The following is a 15,239-nucleotide window of genomic DNA, read 5'->3' on the forward strand; positions in this document are numbered from 1 at the left end:
GCAGCCTGCCCGTCAGTCAAGTCGGGACGGGCAGAAATGTGAACCAGATGTTGGAGAGGAAAGTGGATCAAGATGTGATCATTGTCGGCGGCGGGATAATCGGCCTGCTGTCTGCCTACCGGCTGGCGCAGGCCGGCAAGTCGGTGTTGTTGCTGGAGTCCGCCGCCGTTGGCAGCGAAGCCTCTTGGGCCGGTGGCGGGATCGTTTCGCCGCTGTATCCGTGGCGCTACAGCCCGGCGGTCACCGCGCTGGCGCATTGGTCGCAGGATTTCTATCCGCAGCTGGGCGAGAAGCTGCTGGCGGAGACCGGCGTCGACCCCGAGCTGCATGTGACCGGTCTGTACTGGCTGGATCTGGCTGACGAGGCCGAGGCGCTGGCGTGGGCCGAACGACATGGGCGGCCCTTGCGTTCGGTGCCGATGGGCGAGGTACACGAGGCGGTGCCGTCGCTGGGTGGCGGGTATTCCCGTGCGCTGTATATGTCGGGCGTGGCCAACGTGCGTAACCCGCGGCTGCTGCGTGCACTGCGCGAGGCGCTGCGGCGGTTGCCGAACGTGCGCGTGGTCGAGCATTGCCCGGCGACGGCTTTCGTGCGCGACGGCGAGCGGATCGTCGGTGTGCAGACGGCGCAGGGCGAGATGCGCGCCGGGCAGGTGGTCGTGGCGGCGGGCGCCTGGAGCGGGGAACTGCTGGCGACGCTGGGGCTGGAGGTGCCGGTGAAGCCGATGAAGGGGCAGATGATCCTCTTCAAGTGCGCCGAAGACTTCCTGCCCAGCATGGTGCTGGCCAAGCGGCGCTACGCGATTCCCCGCCGCGATGGCCATATCCTGGTCGGCAGTACGCTGGAGGATGTCGGCTTCGACAAGACCCCTTCCGAGGAGGCGCTGGAAAGCCTCAAGGCGACCGCGATCGAGCTGCTGCCGGCGCTGGCCGATGCGCAGGTGGTCAGGCATTGGGCGGGGCTGCGTCCCGGCTCGCCGGACGGGGTGCCCTATATCGGGCCGGTGAATGGCTTCGAAGGGCTCTGGCTCAACTGCGGGCATTTCCGCAATGGCCTGGTGCTGGCGCCCGCCTCCTGCCAGTTGCTGACCGACCTGATGCTCGGACGTGAGCCGGTCGTCAATCCGGCGCCCTATGCGCCGGCGGGGCGCATCGTGTAGGAGGGCAATCCGCCGAGCGGAGCGGGCGCCAGCTCCTATCGGCGGGTTTCACCCGCCCTACGGGCTGGAGCGACTGTACGCTCCGCTTCTCGACGATTTCCGCAGCTTCTATCCGCAACTGCAACGGTTCGCCAGAGACGCGTAAGGCACGCCTCCTGTAGGGTGCGCTTCGCGCACCATGAGCTCAGGCAGCAAAGCTATTGGTGCGCGAAGCGCACCCTACGGGCTGAGTTCGCGGGCATGGCCCGCTCCTACAGAACGCCTCCGCGCTTCGAGCAACACGTAACGGGGCATGGTCTTCTCGAATGGTCGATTCTCGGCAACCGAAGCGCCGGAATACGGCGGAAAGTTTTGTCGAGCGATGGCGGATTCATTCGCCCCGGTCTGTTAAATTGCGCGCTTTTCCGCCGCCTGCTGGCGCGGCTTCCATCCGTTTGATCGAGAGGTGTCCGGTGGCGAAGAAAACCACCTCACTCGCCGGCCTGGGCGGGCTGGTCTATTCCACCGACTCAGGGCGCCATTGCCCCGATTGCAGCAAGCCGGTCGATGCCTGTATCTGCAAACAGACGATCATTCCCGAAGGCGATGGCATCGCCCGGGTGCGTCGCGAAAGCAAGGGCCGAGGCGGCAAGACCGTCACTACCATCACCGGCGTGCCGCTGGCCGAAGCCGAGCTCAAGGAGTTGGCCAGCGCGTTGAAGCGCCGTTGCGGTACCGGCGGTGCGCTCAAGGACGGGGTGATCGAAATCCAGGGTGAGCATGTCCAACTGCTCATGGACGAGCTGATCAAACGTGGCTTCAAGGCGAAGCGGTCCGGCGGCTGATAGCCTTCTTCTCGCTGTTCCGGTGTTTTCCGCTATTTCTTTGCCTATCGGCTGTCGAAGCCGGATAGCCTTCGCATGGCGATTCATGTCCGATGCGAAACAGTCATTTTCTTCCGGAGGCCTCGATGCCCGTACGACGTACACGTAAAGACGACGGCAGCCAATGGACTGCAGCCGACAGCCGCAGCATCTATGGCATCCGCCATTGGGGGGCGGGTTATTTCGCGATCAACGATCAGGGCAAGGTCGAGGTCCGCCCGCAAGGGCCGGACGGCGTGCCGATCGAGTTCGGCGGGCTGATCGAGCAGTTGCGCGAGGCCGGCCTGTCGCTGCCGTTGCTGGTGCGCTTCCCCGGCATCCTGCAGGACCGCGTGCGGCGTCTGACCGGTGCCTTCGACGCCAATATCGAGCGCATGGAGTACGCCGGCAAGTACACCGCACTGTATCCGATCAAGGTCAACCAGCAGGAAGCGGTGGTGGAGAACATCATCGCTACGCAGAACGTCTCCATCGGCCTGGAGGCCGGTTCCAAGCCGGAGCTGATGGCCGTGCTGGCGCTGGCGCCGAAGGGCGGCACCATCGTCTGCAATGGCTACAAGGACCGCGAATTCATCCGCCTGGCGCTGATGGGGCAGAAGCTCGGCCACAACGTGTTCATCGTCATCGAGAAGGAGTCCGAAGTCGGGCTGGTGATCGAGGAGGCCAACGAGCTCAAGCTGACGCCGCAGGTGGGCCTGCGCGTGCGGTTGTCCTCGCTGGCCTCGTCGAAATGGGCGGATACCGGCGGCGAGCGCTCCAAGTTCGGCCTGTCGGCGGCGCAACTGCTGTCGGTGATCGAGCGCTTCCGCGCGGCGGGCATCGATCAGGGCATCCGTCTGCTGCACTTCCACATGGGCTCGCAGATCGCCAATCTGGCCGACTACCGTCAGGGCTTCCGGGAAGCGATCCGCTACTACGCCGAGCTACGTGCGCTGGGCCTGCCGGTGGAGTACATCGATGTCGGCGGCGGGCTGGGGGTCGACTATGACGGTACCCATTCGCGCAACGCCAGCTCGATCAACTACGACATGGACGAGTACGCCGGCACCGTGGTCGGCATGCTCAAGGAGTTCTGCGACCGCCAGGAGCTGCCGCACCCGCACATCTTCTCCGAGAGCGGCCGGGCGATGACCGCGCACCATGCGGTGCTGGTCATGCAGGTCACCGACATCGAGCGGCACAACGACGAGGTGCCGCAGATCGACAACTACGACGAGCTGCCGGACATCGTCCAGTCGCTGGCCGACCTGCTCGGGCCGACCGATCCGGAAATGGTCACCGAGACCTACTGGCGCGCCACCCACTACATGAGCGAGTCCGGCGCGCAGTACGCCTCCGGCAAGCTGAGCCTGGCGCAGAAGGCGCTGGCCGAGCAGAGCTACTTCGCCATCTGCCGCCGCCTGTACAACCAGCTCAAGGCGCGCCAGCGCTCGCACCGGGCGGTGCTCGACGAGCTCAACGACAAGCTGGCGGACAAGTACATCTGCAACTTCTCGGTGTTCCAGAGCCTGCCGGATACCTGGGCGATCGACCAGATCCTGCCGATCGTGCCGCTGCAGCGGCTGAGCGAGGAGCCGGTGCGCCGCGCCGTGCTGCAGGACCTGACCTGCGACTCGGATGGCAAGATCAAGCAGTACGTCGACGAGCAGAGCATCGAGAGCAGCATGCCGGTGCATGAGATCGCATCCGGCGAGGAGTATTTCCTCGGCGTGTTCCTGGTCGGCGCCTACCAGGAAATCCTCGGTGACATGCACAACCTGTTCGGCGACACCGATTCGGTGAACGTCTACCAGCGCGAGGATGGCAGCTACTACCACGCCGGCATCGAGACCCACGACACCATCGAGGACATGCTGCGCTACGTGCACCTGTCGCCCGAGGAGCTGATGACCTATTACCGCGACAAGGTCGCCAGCGCCCGATTGAGCGCCAAGGAGCGGACCCAGTACATCGATGCGCTGCGCCTGGGGCTGACCCGCTCCTCGTACCTGACGCCTTGAAGAAGCATCATAGGGCGGGTGCAACCCGCCGATGGGCGTTGGCCTGTGCTCCGTTCGGCGGGTTGTAACCCGCCCTACGCCAGGCGGAATCGCGTTATATGACCCGAACAGTCTCGCCTTACAACAACTCCTGCAGTGCGCGGGAAAGGCTCTCGTAGGTATATGGCTTGTTCAGCAATGGATAGATCAGCGCCTCGCGGCGCTGCGCTTCGCTGAAGCCGGTGGTGAGCAGTACCGGCAGTTCCGGCAGCCGCTGGCGTGCCCGGTTGGCCAGCTCCAGGCCGCTGGTGCCGCCCGGCATGCGGATGTCGCTGAACAGCAGGTCCACGTGCAGCAGTTGATTGAGCGACTGCATGGCGCTCGTGGCATCATGGGCGAGGGTCACCTGGAAGCCCATCATCTCCAGCATGTCCTTGCAGACCTGGGCCAGGTTGACGTCGTCCTCCACCAGCAATATGTGCTTGGCGGCCGGGCGGGTCGGGTCTGTGGCGCCAAGCTGGCTACGGGCCGGAAGATACAGCGTGATGGTCGTGCCTTTGCCGAGCGTGGATTGCAAGCGCACACCGCCGCCGGACTGCTTGGCGAAGCCATAAACCTGGCTCAGGCCCAGGCCGGTGCCCTGGCCGAATCGCTTGGTGGTGAAGAAGGGTTCGAATACCCGTTGGGCGGTCTCCGGCGATATGCCGCAGCCGTTGTCGCTCAGGCTGATGGCGACGAAGCGTCCCCGCAGGCCATCGAATTCTTCCTGCAGGTCGCAGCTGGAGGCTTCCAGGTGGATGGAGCCGCTACCGCTGATGGCATCGCGCGCATTGACCACGAGGTTGAGCAGGCTCAGCTCCAACTGGCTCGGATCCACCTCGATGCTGGGCAGGCCTGAGGGGATATCGCTGGTCAGCCGCAATTCGCTGCGCAGCGATTGCTTGAGCAGTTGCAGGGTGTTGCACAGGGTCTCGCTGGGGTCGATGATCTGGGTCCGCAGTGGCTCGCGACGGGCGAAGTCCAGTAATTGGCGGGTGATGTTGCCACCATGGTCCGCTGCGTTCCTGATGGTCTCGAGCTGGCGCAGCAGGTTCTTGTCGGTGGTCTGCCGCGACCCCAGGTCGGCAGCGCCGCGAATGATGGTCAGCAGGTTGTTGAAATCGTGAGCGAGGCCGCCGGTAAGCTGGCCGAGAGCCTCGAGCTTCTGTGCCTGCAGCAGTTGCTCACGCGCTTCGGCCAGCCGTTGCTGGGCCTCATGGCGCTCGGTGATGTCGCGGGTGATCTTGGCCAGGCCGATCAGCGTGCCCTGCTTGTCGTAGATCGCTTCGAGCACGGTGAGTGCCCAGAAACGGGTACCGTCCTTGCGCAGGCGCCAGCCTTCGTCCTGGAAACGCCCATCATTTTTCGCCGTCTTCAGGGCTTCCCCGGGCTTGCCGCCAAGGCGGTCCTCCTCGGTGAAGAAGCAGGAAAAATGCTGGCCGAGGATTTCGTCGCGACGGTATCCCTTGATGCGTTCGGCGCCGGCATTCCAACTGATCACCCGCCCGTTCAGGTCGAGCATGTAGATGGCGTAGTCGACGATGGCATTCACCAGAACTTCGTAGTTCTCGCTGGAAAGCTGGAACGCGGGATTGTCGGACATGGAGGTTCTCGGTCGGGGACGATTCTGCTATGTCGGTGGATCGAATGCGCCGGCTCTGCGGCGAAACGGGGCGATCAGCCGGTAATTACACCGAAGCCGCGCGCCATCAAGACCGCCAATAATGGGATCAGCACGAGCAACGCCAGTTCCAGGCGGATCGCCAGCGTAACCCATCTGGCGGTCTTGCAGGTCAATTGTGGTACCTGGCCGTCCTTCAAGGCCGGGCGCCAGCGCAGAAAAGTCAGGGTCGGGTAGAGGGACAGGACGGCCACTGCCACGAACAGGCCGACCTTGGCATGGAACAGGCTGTTGTCGAGGTAATAGTCCAGGCCCTTGCCGTACAGCAGGGCGCGTGCAATGCCGGTGGCCAGCACCACGGCGGCTGCGATGCCAAAGGCGATGTCGGTGTGAAACAGGCTGCGTGCCCGTTCCAGCGTCACGGGTTGGCGGAACAGTTGATGTTCCAGCAACAGCAGGGCGAAGAGCAGGAAGATCGCCAGGAAGTGCAGGTAGGCGGCGATGGCATAGGCCATGTTCAGATTCCCTTGGCTGAATGTCCGGTGGTCCGCTGGGCAAGGATAAACCACGCTCCGCGGCTCTGCAGACCATGGGCGAGGATGCCCAGGCAGATTCCACGCAGCAGCATGAAGCCCAGGAAGGCCAGCCACAGGCCATGATTGCCCAGCCCCTGCAGCAACCAGCCCAGCGGGAGCGCCAGGGCCACCGCCAGCAGCATGCTGTCGCGCATTTCCCGCGCGCGGGTGGCGCCGATGAACAGGCCGTCGAGCAGGTAGCTCCAGACCGCGACCAGCGGCAGCGCGGCCAGGTAGGGCAGGTAACGCTGGGCCATCCGGCGCACTTCGGGAATGTCGGTCTGCATGTGAATGAACAACGGGCCGCCATAGAGAAAGAACAGCCCGAAGACCAGGCTGGCCAGCAGCGACCAGCCGCCGGCGACGATCATCACCCGGCGCAGTGCGGTGCGATCGCCCGCACCGATGGCGTGCCCGCTCAGGGCTTCCACGGCGTGGGCCAGGCCGTCCAGGGCATGCGCGGTCAGCAGCAGGCCGTTGAGCAGCAGGGCATTGGCGGCGACGGTCGTGTCGCCCAGGCGCGTGCCCTGCACCGTGACCAGGAAGAACACCAGCTGCAGCGCCAGCGAGCGCAGGAATATGTCGCGGTTGACGGCCATCAGTGGGCGCCAGTTCAGCCAGCGGCGCAAGGCATCGGTGTCGAGCCGTCCCGGGTAGCGAACCAGGGCGTTGCGGGTCAACGCCAGACCGAGCAGCGCACCGCTCCATTCGGCGATCACCGAGGCCCGCGCCGCGCCGGCGACGCCCCACTCGAGGCCGAGCACGAACCAGAGGTCCAGCCCGACATTGGCCAGATTGGTGGTGAGCAGGATGGCCAGCGGTGCGCGGGCATTCTGGGTGCCGAGAAACCAGCCGATCAGCGCATAGCTGGCCAGCGCGGCCGGCAGGCCGAGCAGGCGGGTATGGAGGTAATCGCGAGTCAGTGCGTCGAGTTCGGCCGACGGCTGCATCAGGTGCAACGCCGGGCCCTTGAGCGCGAGGGCCAGCACCCCCAGCAACAACGCGAACCCCAGCGCCAGGACCAGGCCCTGCAGCAGGATCTGGCGCAGCGCGCCGCCATCGTCGCGTCCGGCGGCCTGGGCGGCGAAGCCGGTCGTGCCCATGCGCAGGAAGCCCATCACCCAGACCAGCATGGTGTACAGGCTGCCGCCGACCGCGACTGCCGCCAGCTGATGCGCATGCGGCAGATGGCCGATCACGCTGCTGTCCACCAGCGCTACCAGCGGGACGGAGAGATTCGACAGGATCATCGGCGCGGCCAGCGCCCAGACCTTGCGGTGGGTGGGTACATGGCGCCAGGCGGCAAGCAGGCGGAACATTCTCGGGCCTCCGGGACGACCCGGCACTATACGCGGCGCACAAGGCGGGGGAAAAGCCGCGGCAACGGGCTCACAGCGCACCGCACATCCTGCGACAGGGCGTGTGGCGCGACGTGGCGAGAATCAATGAATCAACCAGCTCAGCAGCCACAGGCCGAGAAGCAACCAGATCAGGCCGCTGATGACCGCACCACGGAAGAACGCCCGCACCGCCGCGACCAGCAGTAGCAGGCCGACCACCAGGGCCGCCAGGCTGAGCAGCGAGCGATCCATGCCCAGGGTACGCGACAGGCCTTCGAGGAAATTGTGCCCGGCCCGGGCGAACAGGCCGAAGAAATCGCTGAGGCCTTCGACGATGTAGCGAATCACGGTGCCGAGCGCCTGGCCCAGCCATTCGAAAAATCCTTCAACCCGCATGCCATTCTCCAGAGGCTCCTGTGATGCGGCGCATGACGCCATGTATTTGGGCCGTTTCCCGCGGCCCGGAGTTCAACGCCCTTATGAGCGGATGTTTCATTCATGTTTCGTTAATGATTCCTGTTATACAGTGCTGCTCCGGCAGGATGGAGCGCGTCATGATGGCGCCGACTGCCTCAGGAACGATCCCATATCCTCTTCGAAAACGGTTGCAGCCATTCTGACCTCGAATCGCCGCTTCTGGCTGCTTGCCGTCCTGCTGGCAAGTCTGGCGTATGCCGCTTTCTCGATGCACCTCGGGGAACGTGTGTTCTACAGCCTGAAGACCACCTGGCATGAGAGCCGCTGGGAGCAGCGCAGCCTCTGGCTGCCCGAATATCGCGCGGTGATCGATGCGCTGCCGGTGGCCTCGGTGAAGGACAACCTGTCCGGGCTGACCTACGATGACCAACGCGACCAGCTGTGGGCGGTGCTGAACAACCCGGAGGAATTGCTGGCGCTGGGCAAGGACGGCCGCCTCATTGCACGTTATCCGCTACGCGGCTTCGAGGATGTCGAGGGCGTGACCTATCTCGGCGACGACCTGCTGGTGTTGACCGAGGAGCGCAAGCAATCGCTGGTGATCGTGCGGATTCCCGAGACCGTCGGCCCGCTGAACCGCGCTGACTACCAGTCGGTGACCCTCAACCTGCACGTGGCCGAGAACGCCGGCTTCGAAGGCATCGGCTACGATCGCAAGGGCGACCGGCTGTTCGTGGTCAAGGAACACTCGCCACGCAAGCTCTACGAGATCCAGGGCCTCAAGCGCACGCTGGATGGCCGGTTGGACCTGAGCGTCATCGACCGCAATGCCTGGATCGAGGACAAGGGCATGGCCAGCGATCTGGCCTCGGTGCACTTCGACGAGCGTACCGGCCACCTGGTACTGCTGAGCGACGAGGCGAGGATGATGCTGGAACTCGACGGGCAGGGCGAAATGGTCAGCTTCCGTTCGCTCTGGGGCGGTTTCGCCGGGCTCGAACGCAGCGTGCCGCAGGCCGAAGGCATGACCTTCGACGGGCAGGGCAATCTCTATCTGGTCAGCGAGCCCAATCTGTTCTACTCCTTCGAGCATTAGTGAGCGGGCATTTTCTTCGTCGTGCGCGCGAAAGCGATATCTGTCAGCCGCGCTGAATCAACCAGACGCCGGCGAAGATCAGCAGCAGGCCGGCCACCTTGCCCAGGCTGATCGCCGACGGGCGAAAGCCGGCCCAGCCGAAGTGATCCAGCATCAACGCCATGAACAACTGTCCGGCCAGCACCAGCGCCATGAACAGCAGGGCGCCCGTGCGCGGTGCGGCAAAGGCGGCCGTGGCGATGAAGAACGCGCCCAGCAGGCCGCCGCTCCAGTGCCACCAGTTGAGGCCCTTGAGCGTCTGCAGCGCGGGCAGGTCCCGCTGGATCAGGACGATGCAGAACAGCGCCAGGGTGCCGACCGCGAAGGACAACAGTGCCGCACCCAGCACGTTGCCCAGGTGGCGGGCCACCTGGCCGTTGATGCCGGCCTGCAAGGGCAGCATGGCACCGGCGATGAAGGGCAGGGTGAGCAACCACCAGGCGACGGCAGGCATATGCGGACTCCGGAATCAGGGAGCGCGACAGTATGGCGAGCCCCGCCCTACCTTGCCAGCGCTGAACTGCACGCTCAGCTCGGCGGGTACTGCGAAAGCACCCGGGTCACGATCTCGCGGACTGCCCCGGCGCGTTCGTCGGGCGTACCTGAGCGGCTGCGCAGAACCTGCTCGGCACTGCCGCGCCAGACCAGCTTGCCGTCGGCGCTGTCGTAGAGGTCGATCTGCAGGGTGCCGACCTGATAGTCGACGGTGCGCGTATCGGTATAGACCGGCCCGCCCCAGTAGCCGTACCAGGGATAGCCCCAGCCGCCGGACGTGGTGGTGTACTGCTGGGTGCGTTTGTCGACGATGTACCAGGCCTGGACCTGGACGTCCGCCGGCCTGCCGGCTGCCGCCGGGCGCAGGCCGCGCTGGTCGAGCTGTTCGGCGATCGCCGCGCGGATACGCTGCTCGGTGAGGTCGCTCTGGATGCGGGGATCGTCCGGGCGGTATTGCAAGGCGGGCTCTTTCCAGCTCCAGCTGCGGTAGGCGGAAAAATCCCGGGTGGGGTCGAAATCACGCTGCAGCTGCGTGCTCTGGCAGGCCGTCAGCAGCAGGATGAAAGAGATCGCTAGCAGTCGCTGGAACATGATCGTTCTCCGCGGTTGATGTGCATGCTCAGTCTACGCCTGGGCCATGCGCTTGACTGCCGTCGCCATCGCCGCACTGGATCATCGCGGCGGGTAGTCGTCCAGTGCCCGCTGTACCGCCGTTCTTACCGCATCCTTGCGCTCGGCCCGGCTGCCTGCGCTGCGTGCTTCGGCCTGGTTGCTCCACACCACATTGCCACTGGCGCCGTCGAACAGCTCAATGCGCACCACCACGACGTCCTCGCGATAGGTGCGTACCAGTGGCCGGCTGCCCCATAGGCCATAGTCGTGGCCATAGCGGCCATGTCCGTAGTAGCTGCCATAGTCGTCGTAGACCTGGCGCTCGCGGGTTTCGGTGCGTGCTGCCGCACTGACCTGCAGCGCCGCCGGAGTGGCATCCGCCGCAGGGCGCAGCCCGCGCTGTTCCAGCGCATCGGCGACGATTTCCTGCAGCTCTTCAGGGGCGAGCGAGCCGGTGCCTGCCGGCAGGCCGCGCCAGCTCCAGGAGCGATAGCGGGAGAAATCCAGCGGTGCGGCCGGATAGGCACCGCGCACTTCGCCTGGCTCCGAGGCCGACGGCGCCGCTGGCAGGGGGACCGATTCGGCCGTATAGGGGTTGTGGCTCTGGCAGGCGGCGACAGCCAGTGCCAGCAGGCAGATAGCGAGGCGGGGCGGCATGCGATCCTCCTGGCCGTTCAGCGCGGCCGGCACAACCAGTGCAGATAGCGCCCGAGCCCGGCGAAGGTCGGATGGCGGCGGTAGGCCAGTTCCATTTCCAGCAACTCGGCGGGTTCGGTGCGCGCCTGGAATTCGGGTGGCATGTAGTCGTGGAATACCCGAACGCCACTGGTACGTTCGACCTTCCACAGCGGGTCGAGTTGCGCTGCCAGCTCGCGTGGGTCCAGCGGCTGCTGTGGCGTCAGGCTCTGACGCTCGCCGGCGAAGGATTGTGTGCGCAGCTTCTTGAAATGGCCCTTGAGCAGGTTGCGGTAGATCAGCGCATCGCGGTTGTAGAAGGCCAGCGACAGCCAGCCATCGTGTGTCGTCAGGCGTTGCAGGACCGGCAGGATCGCCGCCGGTTCGGCCAGCCACTCCAGCACGGCGTGGCAGATCAGCAGGTCGAAGCGGCCCTCGACGTGCTCCTGCACCTGCTGCCAGGGCGCCTGGATGAAGCGCGCCGGCTGGCCCGCCGCGGCGAAGCGCGCGCGCGCGCCCTCCAGCATCGGTGCCGCCGGTTCGGCCAGCGTCACCTCGTGCCCCTGTTGCGCCAGCCACAGGCTCATGTGGCCAAGGCCGGCACCGATGTCCAGTACCCGCAGCGGGCGTTGCGGCAAGACCTCGGCCAGGTCGGCCTGCAGCACCGCGAGGCGGATCGCACCCTTGGCGCCGCCGTAGATCTTCTCGGCGAAGCGCGCCGCCAGTTCGTCGAAGTGCCGGTCGCTCATCGGGCGAAGCGCCTTTCGTTGTCGGCCAGCTTGGCCAGCAGCGCCTGTTCCATGTCGATGCCCAGTTCGCTGCACATCAGCAACAGGTACATGAGGATGTCGCCAACTTCCTGGCCGGCATGCTCGCGCTTGTCGGCGGGCAGCGCGCGGGACTCGTCCTCGCTCAGCCACTGGAATATCTCCAGCAGCTCGGCCATCTCCACGCTGGCGGCCATGGCCAGGTTCTTCGGGCTGTGGAAACGCTGCCAGTGGTTCTGGTCGCGGATGGTGTGCAGGCGCTGGGTGATGGCTTGGATATTCATGGTGGCTACGGTGTGCGGGAAGGCGGCTAGCTTCCTTCAGCGTGCCGCCTCCCGCAAGGGGTGCAAGCCCTGATCGCCCGCAAGCTGGCTACATGTTTGTGCCGTCAGTGGTGCTCGCGAGTGGCGCGGAATTTCACTTCGGGCCAGCGTTCCTCCATCAGCGCCAGGTTGACCCGGGTCGGCGCCAGGTAGGTGAGGTGGCCGCCGCCGTCGATGGCGAGGTTCTCGAAGGCCTTGTTCTTGAAGTCCTCGAGTTTCTTCTTGTCATCGCACTCGATCCAGCGCGCCGACCAGACGTTGATCGCCTCGTAGGCGCATTCCACCTTGTATTCCTCCTTCAGGCGGCTGGCGACCACGTCGAACTGCAGCACGCCCACCGCGCCGAGGATGATGTCGTTGTTGCGCTCGGGGAAGAACACCTGGGTGGCGCCTTCCTCGGCCAGTTCCTGCAGGCCCTGGCGCAGCTGCTTGGACTTCAGCGGGTCCTTCAGGCGTACGCGACGGAACAGCTCCGGGGCGAAGTGCGGGATGCCGGTGAAGCCCAGCACCTCGCCTTCGCTGAAGGTATCGCCGATCTGGATGGTGCCGTGGTTGTGCAGGCCGATGATGTCGCCGGCCCAGGCTTCCTCGAGCATCTCGCGTTCGCTGGAGAAGAAGGTCAGCGCGTCGGCGATCTTCAGGTCCTTCTTGATGCGCACGTGGCGCATCTTCATACCCTTCTCGTACCTGCCCGAGCAGATGCGCATGAAGGCGATGCGGTCGCGATGCTTGGGGTCCATGTTCGCCTGGATCTTGAACACGAAGCCCGAGAACTTCTCCTCGACCGGCTCCACGGTGCGCTCGTTGGCAGCGCGCGCCAGCGGCATCGGCGCCCAGTCGACCACGGCGTCGAGCACATGGTCGACACCGAAGTTGCCGAGCGCGGTGCCGAAGAACACCGGAGTCATCTCGCCGCGCAGGAAGGCGTCCTTGTCGAACTCGTGGCAGGCGCCCTGGACCAGTTCCAGTTGCTCGACGAAATCGTCGTACATGTCGCCCAGGTGCGCGCGGGCCTCGTCGGAGTCCAGCTTCTCGATGACCTGGGTCTCGATTCGCTCATGGCCGTGGCCCGGCACGAAAACGATGATGCGGTCCTCGGTCAGGTGATAGACGCCCTTGAAGTCGCGGTAGCAGCCGATCGGCCAGGTGATCGGCGCGGCCTTGATCTTCAGCACCGCTTCGATCTCGTCGAGCAGTTCGATGGGGTCGCGGATATCGCGGTCGAGCTTGTTGATGAAGCTGACGATCGGCGTATCGCGCAGGCGGCACACGTCCATCAGGGCGATGGTGCGCGGCTCGACGCCTTTACCGCCGTCGAGCACCATCAGCGCCGAGTCCACCGCGGTCAGGGTGCGGTAGGTGTCTTCGGAGAAGTCCTCGTGGCCGGGGGTGTCGAGCAGGTTGATCATGTGCTCGCGGTAGGGGAACTGCATCACCGAGGTGGTGATGGAGATGCCGCGCTGCTTCTCCATCTCCATCCAGTCGGAGGTTGCGTGGCGGTCGGATTTGCGCGACTTCACCGTGCCGGCGACGGCGATCGCCTTGCCCATCAGCAGCAGCTTTTCGGTGATGGTGGTCTTGCCCGCATCGGGGTGCGAGATGATAGCGAAGGTACGGCGCTTCGCGACTTCGGCGGCCTGAGTGGTCATCGGAATTAAGGAACCCGTCGACGAGTAGTCGGTCTGTCAAAAAAGGCGGCGATTATAGCGGTAAATGGATTTCCTGCGGTCCGCACGGCGGCGGAAAATGGCCGATTTGTGCAGTTTCCATGACGCTTTGTTTTGAATCGACAACAACGCGAAACGGATGCGCATTCGGGATGTTTTTTTGATTGATCTATGCCCCCCTTGGTCCTAAAGTTCGCGCCCGAACGTCCATGCTGGCAACGATCCATCCGGCTCAAGTACTGACGACGAGAGATCCCCTGTGATGCTCGGCGACATGCCTTGGGAAGTAGGCGAACCAAAGTGGGGAAACTGATCAGGCGTTCATGTCCGGGCCGGCGGCCCGCATCCCTCATCCGACTTTTGTTTCCCGTTTTTGGAGTCCACGCATGACGGTCAAGATCGAAGACTATTTCCCCCGCGCCACCTTCCAGAAGATGAAGGCCTTCGCCGACCAGCACGAAACCCCCTTCGTCGTCATCGATACCGACACCATCAGCCAGGCCTACGACGACCTGCGCGCCGGTTTCGAGTTCGCCAAGGTGTACTATGCGGTCAAGGCCAACCCGGCGGTCGAGATCATCGACCTGCTGCGCGACAAGGGCTCGAGCTTCGACATCGCCTCGATCTACGAGCTGGACAAGGTCATGGCCCGCGGTGTCGGCCCGGAGCGCATCAGCTACGGCAACACCATCAAGAAAGCCAAGGACATCCGCTACTTCTTCGAGAAGGGCGTGCGCATGTTCGCCACCGACTCCGAAGCCGACCTGCGCAACATCGCCAAGGCCGCGCCGGGCTCCAAGGTCTACGTGCGCATCCTCACCGAAGGCTCGACCACGGCCGACTGGCCGCTGTCGCGCAAGTTCGGCTGCCAGACCGACATGGCCATGGACCTGCTGATTCTCGCTCGCCAGCTGGGCCTGGTGCCTTACGGCATTTCCTTCCACGTCGGCTCGCAGCAGCGCGACATCTCCGTGTGGGATGCCGCCATCGCCAAGGTCAAGGTAATCTTCGAGCGCCTGAAGGATGAGGACGGCATCGAGCTGAAGATGATCAACATGGGCGGCGGCTTCCCGGCCAACTACATCACCCGCACCAACAGCCTGGAAACCTATGCCGAGGAAATCATCCGCTTCCTCAAGGAAGACTTCGGCGACGACCTGCCGGAAATCATTCTCGAGCCGGGCCGCTCGCTGATTGCCAACGCCGGCATCCTGGTCAGCGAAGTGGTGCTGGTGGCGCGCAAGTCGCGTACCGCGGTCGAGCGCTGGGTGTATGTCGATGTGGGCAAGTTCAGCGGTCTGATCGAAACCATGGACGAGTCCATCAAGTTCCCGATCTACGCCGAGAAGAAGGGCGAAGTGGAGGAAGTGGTGATTGCCGGGCCGACCTGTGACAGCGCCGACATCATGTACGAGAACTACAAGTACGGCCTGCCGCTGAACCTGGCCATTGGTGACCGCCTGTACTGGCTGTCCACCGGCGCCTACACCACCAGCTACAGCGCGGTGGAATTCAACGGTTTCCCGCCGCTGAAGGCTTACTACATCTAAGCCGTAGTCGCCGAATGAAAC

General features: G+C 64.6%; 15 protein-coding genes. 5 read left to right on the forward strand and 10 right to left on the reverse strand.

Going from position 1 to position 15,239, the window contains the following annotated elements; translation table 11 throughout:
- Positions 1-62 precede the first annotated feature (62 nt).
- The 3 genes from thiO to speA all read left to right on the forward strand — a co-directional run bounded on the left by thiO (position 63) and on the right by speA (position 4,023).
- Entirely contained in the window at positions 63-1,160 is a 1,098-nt protein-coding gene (thiO, locus tag CXK94_RS12235; protein ID WP_102894553.1) for a glycine oxidase ThiO, read from the forward strand.
- A gap of 452 nt (positions 1,161-1,612) precedes the next feature.
- Complete coding sequence (locus CXK94_RS12245) at positions 1,613-1,984, forward strand: translation initiation factor Sui1 (RefSeq protein ID WP_037038364.1); 372 nt, start codon at positions 1,613-1,615, stop codon at positions 1,982-1,984.
- Between the two features lie 125 nt (positions 1,985-2,109).
- Positions 2,110-4,023 carry an arginine decarboxylase gene (speA, locus tag CXK94_RS12250; RefSeq protein WP_102894554.1) on the forward strand — a complete coding sequence of 638 codons (1,914 nt, stop codon included), beginning with the start codon at positions 2,110-2,112 and terminating at the stop codon, positions 4,021-4,023.
- Between the two features lie 118 nt (positions 4,024-4,141).
- On the opposite strand, the gene CXK94_RS12255 is transcribed toward speA, so the two are convergent.
- The 4 genes from CXK94_RS12255 to CXK94_RS12270 form a co-directional block, all read right to left on the reverse strand.
- Positions 4,142-5,644, reverse strand: a complete 1,503-nt coding sequence (locus tag CXK94_RS12255; RefSeq protein ID WP_102894555.1) for a PAS domain-containing sensor histidine kinase — start codon at positions 5,642-5,644, stop codon at positions 4,142-4,144.
- A gap of 74 nt (positions 5,645-5,718) precedes the next feature.
- Positions 5,719-6,177 carry a DUF2214 family protein gene (locus CXK94_RS12260; protein ID WP_037038367.1) on the reverse strand — a complete coding sequence of 153 codons (459 nt, stop codon included), beginning with the start codon at positions 6,175-6,177 and terminating at the stop codon, positions 5,719-5,721.
- A 2-nt stretch (positions 6,178-6,179) separates the two neighbouring features.
- On the reverse strand, positions 6,180-7,556 hold the full coding sequence (locus tag CXK94_RS12265) for an MATE family efflux transporter (protein WP_102894556.1): 1,377 nt from the start codon (positions 7,554-7,556) through the stop codon (positions 6,180-6,182).
- A gap of 123 nt (positions 7,557-7,679) precedes the next feature.
- Positions 7,680-7,973: a hypothetical protein gene (locus CXK94_RS12270; protein WP_037038368.1), complete on the reverse strand. Its 294-nt coding sequence runs from the start codon at positions 7,971-7,973 to the stop codon at positions 7,680-7,682.
- A gap of 289 nt (positions 7,974-8,262) precedes the next feature.
- Here CXK94_RS12270 and CXK94_RS12275 point away from each other — a divergent pair, with 289 nt between their 5' ends.
- On the forward strand, positions 8,263-9,090 hold the full coding sequence (locus CXK94_RS12275; RefSeq protein WP_256045999.1) for an SdiA-regulated domain-containing protein: 828 nt from the start codon (positions 8,263-8,265) through the stop codon (positions 9,088-9,090).
- Between the two features lie 43 nt (positions 9,091-9,133).
- Here the strand turns inward: CXK94_RS12275 and CXK94_RS12280 are convergent, their stop codons facing one another.
- The 6 genes from CXK94_RS12280 to CXK94_RS12305 all read right to left on the reverse strand — a co-directional run bounded on the left by CXK94_RS12280 (position 9,134) and on the right by CXK94_RS12305 (position 13,650).
- The gene (locus tag CXK94_RS12280; RefSeq protein WP_037038369.1) at positions 9,134-9,583 is read right to left on the reverse strand and encodes a DMT family transporter; all 450 of its coding nucleotides are present in this window, start codon (positions 9,581-9,583) and stop codon (positions 9,134-9,136) included.
- 74 nt (positions 9,584-9,657) lie between these two features.
- Positions 9,658-10,215, reverse strand: a complete 558-nt coding sequence (locus CXK94_RS12285; protein ID WP_102894558.1) for a DUF4136 domain-containing protein — start codon at positions 10,213-10,215, stop codon at positions 9,658-9,660.
- 81 nt (positions 10,216-10,296) lie between these two features.
- Entirely contained in the window at positions 10,297-10,893 is a 597-nt protein-coding gene (locus CXK94_RS12290) for a DUF4136 domain-containing protein (RefSeq protein ID WP_102894653.1), read from the reverse strand.
- A gap of 17 nt (positions 10,894-10,910) precedes the next feature.
- Entirely contained in the window at positions 10,911-11,660 is a 750-nt protein-coding gene (locus tag CXK94_RS12295) for a methyltransferase domain-containing protein (protein WP_102894559.1), read from the reverse strand.
- Complete coding sequence (locus CXK94_RS12300; protein ID WP_037038372.1) at positions 11,657-11,962, reverse strand: nucleotide pyrophosphohydrolase; 306 nt, start codon at positions 11,960-11,962, stop codon at positions 11,657-11,659. The genes CXK94_RS12295 and CXK94_RS12300 overlap by 4 nt, the downstream gene beginning before the upstream one ends.
- Before the next feature lie 104 nt (positions 11,963-12,066).
- Positions 12,067-13,650, reverse strand: coding sequence for a peptide chain release factor 3 (locus CXK94_RS12305; protein ID WP_102894560.1), 1,584 nt, complete (start codon positions 13,648-13,650; stop codon positions 12,067-12,069).
- Positions 13,651-14,054: 404 nt separating this feature from the next.
- Between CXK94_RS12305 and CXK94_RS12310 the strand changes: the two genes are divergently transcribed.
- Positions 14,055-15,218, forward strand: coding sequence for a type III PLP-dependent enzyme (locus CXK94_RS12310; RefSeq protein WP_102894561.1), 1,164 nt, complete (start codon positions 14,055-14,057; stop codon positions 15,216-15,218).
- The last annotated feature ends 21 nt before the right edge of the window (positions 15,219-15,239 follow it).

It is taken from the genome of Stutzerimonas stutzeri (assembly GCF_002890915.1).
GTDB lineage: Bacteria > Pseudomonadota > Gammaproteobacteria > Pseudomonadales > Pseudomonadaceae > Stutzerimonas > Stutzerimonas stutzeri_AF.

Bases quoted from the DNA above. Each gene is read 5' to 3' on its own strand.
- CXK94_RS12290 (WP_102894653.1), bottom strand. From the start codon at position 10,893: ATGCCGCCCCGCCTCGCTATCTGCCTGCTGGCACTGGCTGTCGCCGCC.
- CXK94_RS12300 (WP_037038372.1), bottom strand. From the start codon at position 11,962: ATGAATATCCAAGCCATCACCCAGCGCCTGCACACCATCCGCGACCAG.
- CXK94_RS12270 (WP_037038368.1), bottom strand. From the start codon at position 7,973: ATGCGGGTTGAAGGATTTTTCGAATGGCTGGGCCAGGCGCTCGGCACC.
- CXK94_RS12265 (WP_102894556.1), bottom strand. From the start codon at position 7,556: ATGTTCCGCCTGCTTGCCGCCTGGCGCCATGTACCCACCCACCGCAAG.
- CXK94_RS12295 (WP_102894559.1), bottom strand. From the start codon at position 11,660: ATGAGCGACCGGCACTTCGACGAACTGGCGGCGCGCTTCGCCGAGAAG.
- CXK94_RS12305 (WP_102894560.1), bottom strand. From the start codon at position 13,650: ATGACCACTCAGGCCGCCGAAGTCGCGAAGCGCCGTACCTTCGCTATC.
- CXK94_RS12255 (WP_102894555.1), bottom strand. From the start codon at position 5,644: ATGTCCGACAATCCCGCGTTCCAGCTTTCCAGCGAGAACTACGAAGTT.
- CXK94_RS12280 (WP_037038369.1), bottom strand. From the start codon at position 9,583: ATGCCTGCCGTCGCCTGGTGGTTGCTCACCCTGCCCTTCATCGCCGGT.
- CXK94_RS12285 (WP_102894558.1), bottom strand. From the start codon at position 10,215: ATGTTCCAGCGACTGCTAGCGATCTCTTTCATCCTGCTGCTGACGGCC.
- CXK94_RS12260 (WP_037038367.1), bottom strand. From the start codon at position 6,177: ATGGCCTATGCCATCGCCGCCTACCTGCACTTCCTGGCGATCTTCCTG.
- CXK94_RS12275 (WP_256045999.1), top strand. From the start codon at position 8,263: ATGCACCTCGGGGAACGTGTGTTCTACAGCCTGAAGACCACCTGGCAT.
- speA (WP_102894554.1), top strand. From the start codon at position 2,110: ATGCCCGTACGACGTACACGTAAAGACGACGGCAGCCAATGGACTGCA.
- CXK94_RS12310 (WP_102894561.1), top strand. From the start codon at position 14,055: ATGACGGTCAAGATCGAAGACTATTTCCCCCGCGCCACCTTCCAGAAG.